Origin of the sequence: Streptomyces sp. CB01201, assembly GCF_002803085.1 — a bacterium.
In the GTDB taxonomy this organism is placed as follows: Bacteria; Actinomycetota; Actinomycetes; order Streptomycetales; family Streptomycetaceae; genus Streptomyces; species Streptomyces hundungensis.
On record NZ_NNBJ01000005.1, the window covers coordinates 320,253 to 334,852 of the forward strand.

A 14,600-nucleotide genomic window follows, 5' to 3' on the forward strand; every position below is an offset into this window, starting at 1 on the left:
AACCTAGAACAACTCTCAGGTCTTGGACAACACTTGAGGCGGCGTTCGATTCAGGGGGCATCGGTTGTCGGCCGAATCCGGTACGGCCCGCCCCGGGCGAGGGCGGGCCGTCGGACGGCGGGGCGTGATGGCTACTGCACCGCCGAGTGCCAGTACTGGGAGAGCAGTTTGCCGTTGTCCGGGACGACCGTGCCGGGGGCGTGCAGACCGGCCAGATAGGTCGAGGCGCTGTTGAGCACGACGCTGTTCCTGCCCGCCGCCGAGGGCAGCCCGGTCTTCAGGTTCACCGCCCAGTCGAGCAGCCCGGCAAGGCCGCAACCGCTTGCACCGGGCACCGCGAAAGTGGTGTCCGTCTGGCTGGCGTTGACGAGGCTGAGCCGGTTCATGTCGCCCGCGGTGTCGGGTGTTCCGTTTCCGTCGAAGCGCTGGATGCCGAGGGTGGGCGCCGTGACGTTCTGCGGGCGCAGCACGATCGGGTGGGCGGCGGAGCCGATGTAGCAGGAGTTGCCGAGGAACGGGTTCTGGAGGTGGATGCGGATCGGGATCGCGATGATCGGCTGTCCCGAGGTGGCGCCTGCGGTGAGGTTGAAGTCGGTGGGCGTCCCGGCCGATTCGACGGTCGCGGTGACGCGGTTGAGCGTGCCGTTGGTGATCTGCCGGCAGATGTCGCCGATCACCGGGATGTTGCTCGGGCACATCAGGCCGAGCAGCCCGCCGGGGATGTCGGCGGAGTCGGCGATCAGCGCGCCGCCGGCCGGCGCGACCAGGCTGTTCGTGCCGCCGGTGTGCTGTACCACGCCGACCTGGAGATCGCTGGCGCCGGTGACGACGTTGGTGTTGCCGAGCTTGATGGTTCCGCTCGCCGAGTGGGAGGCGATGCACTGCACGATGTCGGTGCGTCCGTCGGCCGCGAGCATGGCCGGGTCGTCCACCGGGCAGCGGCTGAACGGGGCCCAGTCCCCGGCCAGTTGAGTGGCGGACGAGGCGTCGGCGGAGGCCGGGCCGATCGTCGCGAATGCGCCCAGGGCCGTGCAGGTGGCAAGCAGTCCGGCGCGCAGGCGGGTGGATGCGGGTCTCATCGGGTCGTCCCCTTTCGGACGTCTCGACGCACGACGTCCTGTACATAGGCGGGCGGGAGCGGCAACAGCGGTGTCTGGTACGTGAGTTGGCCGAAATTCAACGCGGTGGTGCGTGGGGCCGCGATGGAGCGCGGGGTCGCGGCGGCGCTCAGCGCAGCGGTGTCGGGATGGTCGTCGGCTGCTTGTCGGCGGTGCACAGCTGCGCCGGGTCGTCCTCGATGCCGGAGGCGCACGGCGCCCCCTGGTTCTGTTTGACCGTGTTGGCGGGTCCGGACACCGACGCGGTGAACAGCGGGCTGAGGTCCTCACCCACCCCGCAGCCGGTGAACGGCGGAATGGTCACCGAGCCGTCGAGCGGCCCGCCGCGGGAGAGCGAGTAGCCGCGCCAGACGGTGTCCGCGCCCTTCTTGAGCTCTCCGAGCAGGACCATGTGGTCCTTGGTGTTGCGCGCCGGGTCGGGATCGGTGGAGTAGACCGGCCCCGTGGTGCGGCAGTTGGGGCCGACGTCCAGCGGGGTCCCGTTGACCCTGACGTCGGAGATGCGGAGCACGAGGGAGGCCCTGATGTACGTCTCGCCGTGCCCCGCGGTGTTGTTGAGGTCCGATTCGATGGAGAGCGGTTCTTTCGCCTCCAGGGTCATCGTGGCCGTGGTCGGCATGAAGCCGAAGGTGAGGAACGTGGCCGGGCCCGGCGGGGTCTGGGCGCGGCCCCGGTAGTCGAGCCGGCCCACCGAGTTCTGGAGCAGGTGCAGCTCGAAGACCCCCGGTCTGACCTCGATGCGCTTGAGCTGATTGGGTCCTTGGACGACCTTGGCGCAGAAGACGGGGATGAGCGAGGCGCCGCCCATCTTGGTGACGTTGGAGTATCCGGTGGTGTAGGCCGCCAGTGCGAGCGGGTTGGCGGTGTCGCCCTGGCACTTGGGCGCGGTGGCGGCCGGGGCGGCCTGCGCCTTGGGCGGGGCGATCCTGGGAGCGCTCTCGGGCGTGCTGTGCGAGGCCCCCGGGGCCGCGGAGCCGGTGGCGGAGGTGCCGGGGGTCGGGGACGGGGGCGGCGAGGACGATGCCGCGCCGATCGGCACGGTGGCGAGCAGCGCCTTCGCGCCGGGCGCCGGAGTGCAGGGCACGGAGAGGGTGGCCGGGTCGGTGGCGCCGCCCTCGGTGGTGACCGGGCGGAATTCGAGGGTGAGTCCGGCCGCGGTGACGGTGAGGTCGCCGGGGCTGTTGGCGGTGATGGTGGGTACGTCTCCGGTCGACCGGAACACGGCACCGCCCGGCGAGGTGAGCGGCACGGAGGGCGCGGTGCCCAGCCAGAGGGCCCGGGCCGCGGCGCCGTTCTGGGCCACCTCGGTGGTGAGCCGGGTGGTGGCGCCGGTCGTGGCGGCACGGAGTTTGGTGAGCTCGGCGACGGCGGCGTCGGGCAGCGTCACCGACGTCGTCACCTCGGCGGGCAGGATCGCGGCGCCCGTCGCGGCCCGGGCCGGGAACCTGGCCGCCACCTGTACCTTCACCGGATGCGGCCCGGCCGGAAACGCACAGGTGTAGCCGAGTTCGGCGCTGGTGCGCTGGTCGCCGAGGGCCACGTCGGCGCCAGGCACGATCGCGGCCAGGACCACGGTGGCCGCCGCCACCGCACCCCGGCTGCGCACGCTCCGCCACCGGCCGGCCGGTACCGGGGTTCTGGTCACGTCGCGTTCAGCTCCACTGGCTCAACTCCTGGGGAGGGCCGGCGGCAGGTGCGCCGCCGTTGGGGGACCGTCCGGCCTGATGTGCGTCGGGCCGGACGGCCCGGGGGCGTAGCGAGGTGTCATGCCGCTGCTACGAGCCGACGATGGTGGGCTTGGTGGTGGTGCCGGTGACCACCGCGTAGTAGTCGCCGTTGAACGACGGGTGGTCGCCGGTGGCGACCACGCCCGAGCACCCGGCCGTCGGCGCGGAGACCGTCAGCTCGGTGGGGGTGGCGGCGACCTTCAGGTCACCGGTGGAGTTGGTGTAGGTGCCGTGCGCGGTACCGGTCACCGTGAAGGCGCAAGTCGCCACGCTGACACGGGCGTTGACGCCGGAGATGTAGCCCTGCGAGACGCCGGTGGCCGCGGTGTAGTTGGTCACGTTCAGCGTCCACGGGGTGTTCGCGACCGTGTTCACGGTGCCCAGGAAGCTGGTGCACGGCTCGCCGGTCTTGCCGAAGTGCACCGGGTTGATGGTGCCGACGGCGGCCGGGTTGCCGGTCGCGCTCTTGAGGGAGCCGGCGGCGTCGGAGTACGTGCACGTCATGTCGATGCCGTTGATGGAAAGGACCACGTTGGTCGACTTGGCGGTGAAGTTCTCCGGCGAGCTGGGGCCGACGACCCAGTTGGTGGGAGCGAGGGCCATCGCGGGGGCGGTGGCCATGGCGAACGCCGCTGCCGCGGCGCCGGACACCAGCGCAAGCTTTCCGAGGGGGTTTCGCACAGTAATGCCTCCGATTTCACCAGCTACGGGGACGGATTCGGCCACGTACGATCCGTGACGAGGCGGACGTTACTTGCGAGAAACATGGGCGCACAATCCTGCCGTGCAAGATTGTGTCGGGCAAGGGTCTACCTTGTGCCCGTGATGAGCAACCGGCCGGTTTTTCTTGTCGATTGGTGCGCAATGGCGGTGCCATTGACAGGTCATTCGTGCCGAAGTTCCCGGTTCTCTCCCCATAAGCGGTGCCCTGTCGCCCGGTGACAGGTGAAACCCATCAACTGATGACAAGTTCCGGGAACGGAGTACTGCTCCGATGACAAGTTGGCGACGGCCGGGTGCGGGCTCGCGGAAACTTCTGGAACTGGTATTGCAGAGCAAGGTTACCCGGCCGTAGCGTCCGGTGTGCGATCGGTCCGGGCAGCTCAGATGCCGTCCGAAGCGTTCGCGTCCACGCTTCCGGCCGCGCCCCCGAAGGCCGGGAGCCGCAGGGGCGAAGTGCCCGGCCCGCTCCTGTCGCCGGGCCCGGGCGCTCCCCGGGGCGGGGGTGCCGCGGCTTCGCTCCCCCCGGCCGCGGCACGCCTGTTCCGCATGCACCACCGCGTTACTGCTCCATTTCTGCGCAGTCGTCCGCCCGGCCGGCTTCGGAACTTGTCAACGAGTGACAACGAAAAGGGAATTCACCGATGTGGCCGTCCGGGATCTTGTTTCGGCGCCGCCGGGCAACTTACCGTGCGCCCCTCGGTGCCCTTGTGTCACGTCGTACGTGCCTGCTGGAGGTGGGATGGGAATTGAAGTCGTGGTCGAAGGTCTGACCAAGTCCTTCGGCAAGCAGAACATCTGGCAGGACGTCACCCTCACCTTGCCCGCAGGTGAAGTCAGCGTCATGCTCGGCCCCTCCGGAACCGGAAAGACGGTCTTCCTCAAATCGCTCATCGGGCTGCTCAAACCGGAGCGCGGCCGGGTCCTCATCAATGGCGTCGACATGGTGAACAGCCCCGAACGGGACATCTACGAGACCCGGAAACTCTTCGGCCTCATGTTCCAGGACGGCGCGCTCTTCGGCTCGATGTCCCTCTTCGACAACATCGCGTTCCCGCTGCGCGAGCACACCCGCAAGAAGGAGTCGGAGATCCGCCGCATCGTCATGGAGCGGGTCGACATGGTCGGACTGCTCGGCGCCGAGGAGAAGCTGCCCGGGGAGATCTCCGGTGGCATGCGTAAGCGCGCCGGGCTCGCCCGCGCCCTGGTCCTGGACCCGCAGATCATCCTCTGCGACGAGCCGGACTCGGGCCTGGACCCCGTGCGCACCGCCTTCATCTCCCAGCTCCTGATCGACCTGAACGCACAGATCGACGCGACGATGCTCATCGTCACCCACAACCTCGACATCGCGGCGACCGTGCCCGACAACATGGGCATGCTCTTCCGCCGCAACCTCGTCACGTTCGGCCCCCGCGAGGTGCTCCTGACCAGCGAGGAGCCGGTCGTCGCCCAGTTCCTCAGCGGGCGCCGCGAGGGCCCCATCGGCATGTCCGAGGAAAAGGACGCCGCGACCCTCGCCAAGGAACAGCTGAACTCCCCTCCGGGGGGCGGTATTTCACCGCCCCGACGCATCGTGCCGCAGCTGGAGCCCTCGCCGGGTCTGCCCGCCCGCCAGGCGGTGCTGCGCCGCAAGCTGCGGGTGATGGGCATGCTCGACGAGCTGCCGCCGGCCGCCCGCCGTGCCGTCGAGAACGGCATGGCCCCGGCCCAGGAGGCGACGCCGTGACCATGGAGGCCGAGAGGAATCCGGCGCCCGCGCCGCCCCGCCCGGACAGACCGCCGCGCCGCCCCGTCCCCGGCCTCGGCGCGTTCCGCCAGACCGGCCGGCTCTTCGCGCTGGCCGCGGCCGTCGTCCGGGCCGTCTTCAAACGGCCTTTCCAGCTGCGGGAGTTCATCGAACAGTTCTGGTTCATCGCCAGCGTCACCATCCTGCCCGCCGCCCTCGTCTCCATTCCGTTCGGTGCCGTCATCGCCCTCCAGGTCGGCTCGCTCACCCAGCAGCTCGGCGCCCAGTCCTTCACCGGCGGCGCCAGCGTCCTCGCCGTCATCCAGCAGGCCAGCCCGCTCATCGTGGCGCTGCTCATCGCGGGCGCCGGCGGCTCCGCGATCTGTGCCGACCTGGGGTCGCGCACCATCCGCGAGGAGCTGGACGCCATGGAGGTCATGGGCGTCTCACCCGTCCAACGCCTCGTGGTGCCAAGGGTGTTGGCGACCATGTTCGTCGCGGTCCTGCTCAACGGGATGGTGTCCGTCGTCGGCACCCTCGGCGGCTACTTCTTCAACGTCATCCTCCAGGGCGGCACCCCGGGTGCCTACCTCTCCAGCTTCTCCGCCCTCGCCCAGCTGCCCGACCTGTACGTGAGTGAGATCAAGGCGCTGATCTTCGGGTTCATCGCGGGGATCGTCGCCGCCTACCGCGGGCTCAACCCGCGCGGCGGCCCCAAAGGCGTGGGCGACGCGGTCAACCAGTCCGTCGTCATCACGTTCCTGCTGCTGTTCTTCGTGAACATGGTGCTCACCGCGATCTACCTTCAGATCGTCCCCCCGAAGGGCGGCTGACCGATGGCCCTCTTCAGCATCCTGGACCGCTCGGGCGACCAACTCACCTTCTATGTGCGGGCGTTGCTCTGGATTCCGCGCACCCTGCGCCGCTATCTCAGGGAGGTGCAGCGACTCCTCGCCGAGGTCGCGTTCGGCAGCGGCGGGCTCGGCGTCATCGGCGGCACCATCGGCGTGATGATCGCCATGACCCTGTTCACCGGCACGGTGGTCGGCCTCCAGGGGTACGCCGCCCTGAACCAGATCGGCACCGCGGCCTTCACCGGCTTCGTCTCCGCCTACTTCAACACCCGTGAGATCGCTCCCCTGGTCGCCGGGCTTGCGCTGTCCGCCACGGTGGGCGCCGGCTTCACCGCCCAGCTCGGCGCGATGCGCATCAACGAGGAGATCGACGCCCTGGAAGGCATGGGCATCCGCAGCCTGCCCTACCTCGTCACCACCCGGATCATCGCCGGAGTCGTCGCGATCATCCCGCTGTACGCGATCGGGCTGCTCAGCTCCTACTTCGCGTCCCGGCTGACCACGGTCGTCTTCAAGGGCCAGTCGCGCGGCACCTTCGACCACTACTTCAACCTGTTCCTCTCGCCCACCGATGTGCTGCTCTCCGTGCTCAAAGTGCTCATCTTCAGCGTGATGGTGATCCTGGCCCACTGCTACTACGGCTTCCGCGCCACCGGCGGACCGGCCGGCGTGGGGGTCGCGGTGGGCCGCTCGGTCCGCAACGCCATTGTGCTGATCGCCGTCACCGACTTCTTCCTCTCGCTCGCCCTGTGGGGCGCCACCACCACCGTGAAGGTGGCCGGATGAACGCGCTCACCGTCCGGCGCCGCGCCGCCGGGGTCGTCTTCCTGCTGGTTCCGGCCCTGCTCGTGTGGCTCTCGATCGCCGTCTACGACAAGCAGTTCACCCACTCCGACACGGTGACCGTCGAGACGAGCAGCGTCGGCAACGAGATGCACCCGGGCGCCGAGGTGAAGCTGCGCGGCGTCGTGGTCGGCGAGGTCCGCACCATCAGCGCGAACGGCACCGGGGCGAAGCTCACCCTCGCCCTCCAGCCGGACAAGCGCGGCCACATCCCGTCCGACGTACGCGCCCAGATGCTGCCGACCACGCTCTTCGGAGAGCGGTTCGTCGCCCTCGTCCCCCCGCCGAACCCGTCCAGGAGAGCGCTCCCGGCCGACGCGACCATCCCGCAGGACCGGTCGAGCAACGCCATCGAGCTGGAGCAGGTGCTCGACAACGTGCTGCCGATGCTGACCGCGGTGAAGCCCGACAAACTGTCGTCCACGCTCTCCGCCGTCGCTCAGGCGCTGCGCGGCCGGGGCTCACAACTCGGCGACACCGTCGTCACATTGGACGCCCACCTGAAGAAGTTCAACCCGAACCTGCCCACCCTCAACGCGGATCTGGTGCAGCTCGTCAAGGTCTCGCAGACATACAGCGACGCCGCCCCGGACATCCTGAGAGCGCTCACCGATGCCACCACCACGACCGGCACGCTCGTCGACCAGCAGACCCAGCTCCTGGGCGTCTACGGCCAGACCACGAAGACGGCCCAGGACCTGACCGGATTCCTCCAGCAGAACAAGGACAACATCATCCGGCTCAGCGACGTCAGCCGGCCCACCCTGGACGTCCTCGCGAGGTACTCGTCGGCCTTCCCCTGCACCCTGCGGACCCTGGCCGGGTTCGTGCCCGCCATGGACAAGGCGCTGGGCAAGGGCACCGACAAGCCAGGCCTGCACGTCACCGTCCACGTCGTGCCCTCGCTCGGCAAGTACGTGCCGGGCCAGGACACCCCCGTCTACCGCGGCGGCGACGGACCGCACTGCTATCCGGTGCCGTACCTCGGCTCCCCGCTCCCCGCCCAGAGCGCTCTCACCAAGACCGCCGCCCCCTCCAGTGCCGGGCTCGGCCTGCCGAACTCGCCCCAGGAGAACCAGCTGGTGAACGAACTGCTCGCGCCCGCTCTCCGGCAGGCCCCGCAGTCCCTGCCGGACTGGAGCAGCCTGCTCCTCGGCCCCGCTCTGAGAGGGGCGGAGGTGACCATCAAGTGAAGCGCCGCAGCATCGCGGGCCCGCTCGTGAAGTCCCTCGTGTTCGTCCTGGTGACCGTGCTCGCCACCACCGTGCTCGCGCTGTCCATCGCCAACACCGGGGTGGGCGACACCACCACCTACCGGGCCCGCTTCACCGACACCACCGGTCTGATCGAGGGCGACAGCGTCCGCATCGCCGGGGTGAAGGTCGGCCAGGTCGACAAGGTGGAGGTGGTCGACCGGCGGCTCGCGCAGGTCACGTTCTCCGTGCAGCGCGGCCGGAGCCTGCCGGGCACGGCCACGGCCGCGATCAAGTACCTCAACATGGTCGGCCAGCGCTACGTCGAACTGGGCCGCGGCACCGGCGCGGTCGGCTCCGCGCTCGCGCCGGGCGCGACCATCCCGGTGCAGCGCACCACCCCCGCCCTCGACCTCACCCAGCTGTTCAACGGTTTCCAGCCCCTGTTCGAAGGGCTCTCGCCGAAGGACATGAACGACCTGGCGGGCTCGATCGTGCAGGTCCTCCAGGGGGAGGGCGGCACCGTGGACAGCCTGTTGAAGCACATCGGCTCGCTGACCACGACCGTCGCCGCGAAGGACAAGGTCATCGGTGAGGTCATCGCCAACCTCAACACCGTTCTGACCACCGTCAACGACCGCGAAGCGGGCTTCAACGACCTCGTGGTCACCCTCCAGCAGCTGGTCTCCGGATTCGCCGGCGACCGCAAGCCGCTCGGCGAGGCGCTGTCCGCCATGGGGGACCTCACCACCGTCACCGCGGGACTCTTCCAGGACGGCCGGGCCCCGCTGAAGGAGGACATCAAGCAGCTCGGCCGGCTGTCCTCGAACCTCGCCGAGAGCGCTCCCCAGATCGAGAACTTCCTCCAGAAGACCCCGGAGAAGATGCGGGCCGTCACCCGGATCGCGTCATACGGATCCTGGCTCAACCTCTACCTCTGCGAGGCGAAGGTGTCCGGCGTCAAGAACGAGGACGGCAGCCCGCCGCCCACCGGGATCCCGGTCAGCGAATCGAGGTGCCAGGGATGAGACTCCCCGCACCGCGGTGGCCCGCAGCCCTGCGCCGGTCGCGCCCCGCCGCCGAGCAGGCCGCCGCCGAACCCCCCGTGGGCCGCCGGGCACCGCGGCGCCCCCGCCTGAAGCCCATGAAGGAGCGCAACCCCGTCGCGGTCAGCCTGGTGGGCCTGCTCGTCCTGGCCCTGATCGGCCTCGCCGCCTACAACGCGGACTCGCTGCCGCTCATCGGCGGCGGCACCACCTACACCGCGGACTTCTCCGAGTCCGCCGGGCTGCGCGACGGCGACGAGGTGCGGATCGCCGGGGTGAAGGTCGGTCAGGTCAGCGGGGTGTCCCTGGACGGGGCGAAGGTGAAGGTCGCCTTCAAGGTGAAGGACGTCTGGATCGGGGACGCCTCGACCGCGGCCATCGCCATCAAGACCCTGCTCGGCGAGAAGTACCTGGCGATCGATCCGCTCGGCAGCGCCGAGCAGAACCCCGGCGACCGCATCCCGCTGAGCCGCACGACCTCCCCGTACGACGTCACCCAGGCCTTCGAGGGGCTCAGCAACACGATCGGCGAGATCGACACCGCGCAGCTCGCCAAGAGCTTCGAGACGATCTCCGACACCTTCAAGGACTCGCCACCCGATGTGCGCACCGCCGTCTCCGGACTCTCGGCGCTGTCGAAGACCGTCTCGCAGCGCGACACCCAGCTCGCCCAACTCCTCAAGGGGAGCGAGCAGTTGACCAAGACGCTCGCCGGCAGGAAGAGCAGCTTCGAGACCCTCATCGACGACGGCGGGCTGCTGCTCGGCGAGCTCAAGCAGCGCCGCGACGCCATCCAGGCGCTCCTCAGCGGAACCCGGGGCCTGGGCACCCAGCTCACCGGCCTCGTCAAGGACAACCAGGCCCAACTTGCGCCCACACTCAAGGCGTTGGGGCGCGTCACCGACGTCCTCGTCAAGAACCAGCAGGGCCTGGACCGCACGCTCGCCCTGGCCGGCCCCTACTACCGGCTCGTCGGCAACACCGTCGGCAGCGGCCGCTGGTTCGACACCTACATCTGCGGGCTCGTCCCCAGGAACTACCTCCCGGCGAAGTCGCTCCCGACCACCGGCTGCATGCCGCCGAAGAACGGAGGCTACCCATGAGCCGGCGACGCGCTCTCACGATCCTCGTGGCCCTCGCGGTGATCGCCGTCACCGTGATCGGCGGGCTGCGCGTGTTCGCCGGCCCCGGCGGCAAGCGGATCACCGCCTACTTCGACCATGCGGTCGGCGTCTATCCCGGGTCCGACCTGCGGATCCTCGGTGTCAAGGTGGGCGAGGTCGACTCGGTCACCCCGCAGGGCCAGCAGGTCAAAGTGGTGGTCTCCCTGGACCGCGGCGTACGGGTGCCGAAGGACGCCCGGGCCGCCATCGTCTCGCCCAGTGTCGTCGCCGACCGATACGTCCAGCTGGCTCCCGCCTACACCGGGGGCCCCGAGATCGCCGACCGGGCGGAGCTTCCGGCGAGCCGCAACGCCACCCCCGTCGAGGTCGACCAGCTGTACGCCTCCATCACCGGCCTCAGCAAGGCGCTCGGCCCCGACGGAGCGAACTCCTCGGGAGCGCTCTCGGGGCTGCTCGACACCGGGGCCAAGAACCTGAACGGCAACGGCGCCGCGATCGGGGACTCCATCGAGCAGTTCGGCAAGGCCGCCAAGACCCTCGACGGCAGCAGCGAGCACCTCTTCGCCACGCTGTCCTACCTCCAGACGTTCACCACCATGCTGAAGAACAAGGACGGCGCGGTGCGCGACGCGCAGAACCAACTCGCCGACGTGACCTCGTTCTTCGCCGACAACAAGGACAACCTCGCGGGGGCGCTCAAGGAACTCGGCACCGCCCTCGGCAACGTCAAGACGTTCATCCAGGACAACCGGGGCAGCCTCAAGGCCGAGGTCGACAAGCTCGCCCCGCTCACCCAGATCCTCGTCCAGCAGCGGGCCTCGCTCGCCGAAGCCCTGGACACCGCGCCGCTGGCCGCCGGAAACGCTCTCAACGCCTACGACCCGGTCCACCGCACCCTCGACGGCCGGGGCAACATCAACGAGGTCAGCATGGGCGGCGACATCGTGTTTCCCGCCAACCCCGCGGTGGCGGGCAGCGCCGGGCTCCTGCCGGTCCCGCAGAACCGGCTGAAAGCGCTCCCGGCGCTGCCCCTGCCCGCGGTCGGCACCGTGTACGGGTCCTCCGACGATGCGGCGAACGGCTCCACCGGCGGCCCGGCCGCCGGACCGGCGGGCCGGAAGGGGGGCCGGTGATGGCGGCGCGCCTCACTCGGCGGACCGGTGCCGCGCTCGGCGCCGGAGCAGCGGTCGTCGTGGCCCTGACGCTCACCCTGGGGAGCTGTTCGGCACCCTCGTTCTCTGGGATCGACCAGCTCCCGCTGCCCGGCGGGGCCGACCTCGGCAGTCACCCGTACGACATCACCGCCGACTTCGCCGATGTCCTGAGCCTGGTTCCCCAGGCCGCGGTCAAGGTCAACGATGTGCCCGTGGGCCGGGTCACCAAGGTGTCCCTGGCCGCCGACGGCTGGTCCGCCATGGTCACCATGCGGATCAGGGGAGACGTGCAACTGCCCGCCAACGCCTATGCCCAGCTCGAACAGTCCAGCCTCCTCGGCGAGAAGTTCGTCCAGCTCTCCGCGCCGGCCGCGGCGGCCGGGAGGACGACTCAAGCGACGGCTGGGGGGACGGCCGGGACAGCCCGGGAGACGGCCCCGGAGGCGCCCCAGGGGCGGCTCGGGCCCGGCGCCGCGATTCCGCTCTCGCGGACCAACCGCAACCCGGAGGTCGAGGAAGTCCTGGGAGCGCTCTCGATGCTGCTCAACGGGGGCGGCGTCAGCCAGCTGAAGACCATCACGACCGAACTCAACAAGGCGATCGGCGGCCGTGAACCCGAGGTCCGCTCCATGCTCCAGCGGGTCAACACCCTGGTCACCGACCTGGACGGGCACCGCGGTGACATCACCGACGCGCTGGACGGCGTCAACCGGCTCTCCGCGACGCTCGCCACCCGCAAGGAGCAGGTCGGCACGGTGCTCACCGGTCTGTCGCCGGGCCTCAAGGTCCTTGAGGACCAACGGGGTTCCCTCATGACGATGCTGAAGTCCCTCGACACCCTCTCCACGGTGGCCGTCTCCACGATCAACAAGAGCAAGGACGACATGGTGGCCGACCTGAAGGCGATCGCGCCGACGCTCCAGGCCCTCGCGGACTCCGGCAAGGACCTGCCGGACTCGCTCCAGGTGCTCCTCACCTATCCGTTCAGCGACGAGGTGCTGCGCGGCGTCAAGGGCGACTACCTCAATGTCTACCTCTCGGTGACGGCCGCGCCCGGTACCCAGCTCATCCCGCCGCTCACGACGCCGTCGCCGTCGCCGTCGTCCTCGTCGACAGCGGGCACGGGCCCGCAGAAGGCGCCGCTCGGACTGCCGCCCGTCACCGGCTCATCCGGCTCCGGCTCCGGCTCGGGGCCCGGCTCAGGGGGGAGAGGCTGATGCTGACCCTCGCGACCAGGCTCAAGAACGTGGCGTTCCTCGTCATCGGGGTGCTCGTGCTCGGTTACACCGGGTTCCGGTACGCGGACGTCGGGCACTACGTCGGCATCCGCGACTACTACACCGTCAAGGTCCATCTCGCCCAGACCGGCGGCCTGTTCACCCACTCCAACGTGACCTACCGGGGCGTGTCGGTGGGCCGTGTCGGACCCATCGGGCTCACCGACGACGGGGTCGTGGCCGAGCTGCGCATCGACAACTCGGCGCCGCCCATCCCCACCGCCCTCAACGCCGTGGTGGCCAACCTGTCGGCCGTCGGCGAGGAGTACATCGACCTGCGGCCCACCACCGACGACGGGCCCTACCTCGGTGACGGCGGCGTGATCGAACAGTACGAGACCAGCACGCCGGCCCCCGTCACCACCGTGCTCTCCAGCGTCAACGGGCTCGCCGCGTCGGTGCCGTTGGACTCGCTGCGGACCGTCGTCGACGAGTTCGGGAAGGCCTTCGAGGGGCGCGGCGACGACCTCCAGGTCCTCCTCGACAACGGCAGCGACTTCGTGCGGGCCGCCGACAGGGCGCTGCCGAGCACCACCACGCTGCTGGCGGACGGCCAGACCGTCCTGACCACCCAGGCGGAGGAGGGCCAGGCCATCAAGACCTTCGCCTCGGGAGCCAAGGAGTTGGCCGCGACCCTCAAGGGCTCGGACACCGATCTGCGCCGGCTGATCGCCGCCGCACCCGACGCGGCGGGCCAGATCAGTGGTCTGCTCAGGGACCTCGATCCGGCGGTCAGCGTGGTGCTCGCGAACCTCCTCACGACCGCGGACGTGGCTGTCACCCGGCAGCGCGGGATCGAGGAACTCCTGGTGAAAGTACCGCCGTTGGTGGCGGCCGGAGCCACCGCGATCGACACCAAGGGAGCCAATCTGGGCATGGCGGTCACCTTCTTCGCGCCGCTGCCGTGCACCGAGGGCTACGGCGGCACGGTCTACCGCAACGGCCTCGAAACCGTCGACACGCCGAACCTCAACACCAAGGCGCGGTGCGCCGCGCCGGCGAGCAGCGGCAAGGACGTCCGGGGCTCGGCGCACGCCCCGGCCGGCGCCCCGCTCGGCGCTGCGGCCCAGCCGGGCGCGCTGCCTCCGACCCCGGGCGCGCCCAACCCGGTCGCGCCGCCCGCCGCACAGCCGGCCGCGCTCCCCGGCGCCCTGGCGCTGCCCGCGCTGCCCGGCGGCGGCCCCTCGGACCTGGCCGGACTGCTCGGACTCACGTCCGGCACCGGAGGAAAGGGCGGACGCCCGTGATCACGCTCCCCGCCGGGCCCCGGCCCCGGCTGCGCCGCGGCCTCGTCGTGGCCGCGCTCACCGTGTCGGTCGCCTTCGCCGCGTTCGCGGGCTGGACCTACCTCCAGGCGCGCAACGACGACTCGATCGCGTACGCCACCTCGCGGGATGCCGCGCTCAAGGCCGGCCGTACACAGATCGCCGCGCTCTCCACGCTGGACGCGGCCCACCCCGACGCCGCGTTGCGCGCCTGGCTCGACGCCTCGACGGGCCCGCTCCAGGACGAGTTGCGCCGCACCGGTGCCGGGAAGCCGACGGCCTCGGCGCGTGGCGAGGTGACCGACGCGGCCGTCACCGAACTCGACGACCGCTCGGGCACGGCGAAGGTCATCGCGACCGTGCAGGTCCGGGTGACCCCGGCGGGCGGCGCGGTCACCACCGACCGCAAGCGGCTCGAAGCGGCGCTCGAACGCACCGGTGGGGGCTGGAAGTTGAAGGCGCTCAGTGCGGTTCCGGTCGCCGCGTCCTGAGCCCGGGCCGAGGGGCCCTGCCCGGGGCGGGGCGGGGCGGGGCGGTCGGCCCGGGCGGG

The 14,600-nt window shown here is 70.4% G+C and carries 13 protein-coding genes; 10 read left to right on the plus strand and 3 right to left on the minus strand.

Annotated elements, in window-relative coordinates; all coding sequences use genetic code 11:
* Nucleotides 1-131 precede the first annotated feature (131 nt).
* The 3 genes from CG740_RS13560 to CG740_RS13570 all read right to left on the minus strand — a co-directional run bounded on the left by CG740_RS13560 (nucleotide 132) and on the right by CG740_RS13570 (nucleotide 3,496).
* Nucleotides 132-1,079 (minus strand): hypothetical protein, encoded by a 948-nt coding sequence (locus tag CG740_RS13560; RefSeq protein ID WP_100575328.1) that lies wholly within the window; start codon nucleotides 1,077-1,079, stop codon nucleotides 132-134.
* A gap of 148 nt (nucleotides 1,080-1,227) precedes the next feature.
* Complete coding sequence (locus CG740_RS13565; RefSeq protein ID WP_199846429.1) at nucleotides 1,228-2,763, minus strand: DUF6801 domain-containing protein; 1,536 nt, start codon at nucleotides 2,761-2,763, stop codon at nucleotides 1,228-1,230.
* 130 nt (nucleotides 2,764-2,893) lie between these two features.
* On the minus strand, nucleotides 2,894-3,496 hold the full coding sequence (locus tag CG740_RS13570) for a hypothetical protein (RefSeq protein ID WP_324901097.1): 603 nt from the start codon (nucleotides 3,494-3,496) through the stop codon (nucleotides 2,894-2,896).
* An 811-nt stretch (nucleotides 3,497-4,307) separates the two neighbouring features.
* On the opposite strand from CG740_RS13570, the gene CG740_RS13575 reads away from it, so the two are divergent.
* The 10 genes from CG740_RS13575 to CG740_RS13620 all read left to right on the plus strand — a co-directional run bounded on the left by CG740_RS13575 (nucleotide 4,308) and on the right by CG740_RS13620 (nucleotide 14,541).
* The gene (locus CG740_RS13575; protein ID WP_100575330.1) at nucleotides 4,308-5,294 is read left to right on the plus strand and encodes an ABC transporter ATP-binding protein; all 987 of its coding nucleotides are present in this window, start codon (nucleotides 4,308-4,310) and stop codon (nucleotides 5,292-5,294) included.
* Nucleotides 5,295-5,296: 2 nt separating this feature from the next.
* A complete protein-coding gene (locus CG740_RS13580; RefSeq protein WP_234376250.1) occupies nucleotides 5,297-6,127 on the plus strand; it encodes an MlaE family ABC transporter permease in 831 nt (276 codons plus the stop codon).
* A 3-nt stretch (nucleotides 6,128-6,130) separates the two neighbouring features.
* Nucleotides 6,131-6,934 carry an MlaE family ABC transporter permease gene (locus tag CG740_RS13585; protein ID WP_100575331.1) on the plus strand — a complete coding sequence of 268 codons (804 nt, stop codon included), beginning with the start codon at nucleotides 6,131-6,133 and terminating at the stop codon, nucleotides 6,932-6,934.
* The gene (locus CG740_RS13590; protein ID WP_100575332.1) at nucleotides 6,931-8,184 is read left to right on the plus strand and encodes an MCE family protein; all 1,254 of its coding nucleotides are present in this window, start codon (nucleotides 6,931-6,933) and stop codon (nucleotides 8,182-8,184) included. The genes CG740_RS13585 and CG740_RS13590 overlap by 4 nt, the downstream gene beginning before the upstream one ends.
* The gene (locus CG740_RS13595; protein WP_100575333.1) at nucleotides 8,181-9,212 is read left to right on the plus strand and encodes an MCE family protein; all 1,032 of its coding nucleotides are present in this window, start codon (nucleotides 8,181-8,183) and stop codon (nucleotides 9,210-9,212) included. The genes CG740_RS13590 and CG740_RS13595 overlap by 4 nt, the downstream gene beginning before the upstream one ends.
* Before the next feature lie 116 nt (nucleotides 9,213-9,328).
* The gene (locus CG740_RS13600; protein ID WP_234376251.1) at nucleotides 9,329-10,333 is read left to right on the plus strand and encodes an MCE family protein; all 1,005 of its coding nucleotides are present in this window, start codon (nucleotides 9,329-9,331) and stop codon (nucleotides 10,331-10,333) included.
* On the plus strand, nucleotides 10,330-11,487 hold the full coding sequence (locus CG740_RS13605) for an MCE family protein (RefSeq protein ID WP_100575335.1): 1,158 nt from the start codon (nucleotides 10,330-10,332) through the stop codon (nucleotides 11,485-11,487). The genes CG740_RS13600 and CG740_RS13605 overlap by 4 nt, the downstream gene beginning before the upstream one ends.
* A complete protein-coding gene (locus CG740_RS13610) occupies nucleotides 11,487-12,725 on the plus strand; it encodes an MlaD family protein (RefSeq protein ID WP_100575336.1) in 1,239 nt (412 codons plus the stop codon). The genes CG740_RS13605 and CG740_RS13610 overlap by 1 nt, the downstream gene beginning before the upstream one ends.
* Nucleotides 12,725-14,032: an MCE family protein gene (locus CG740_RS13615; RefSeq protein ID WP_100575337.1), complete on the plus strand. Its 1,308-nt coding sequence runs from the start codon at nucleotides 12,725-12,727 to the stop codon at nucleotides 14,030-14,032. The genes CG740_RS13610 and CG740_RS13615 overlap by 1 nt, the downstream gene beginning before the upstream one ends.
* A 29-nt stretch (nucleotides 14,033-14,061) precedes the next feature.
* Nucleotides 14,062-14,541 (plus strand): hypothetical protein, encoded by a 480-nt coding sequence (locus tag CG740_RS13620; protein WP_100575447.1) that lies wholly within the window; start codon nucleotides 14,062-14,064, stop codon nucleotides 14,539-14,541.
* Nucleotides 14,542-14,600 lie beyond the last annotated feature (59 nt).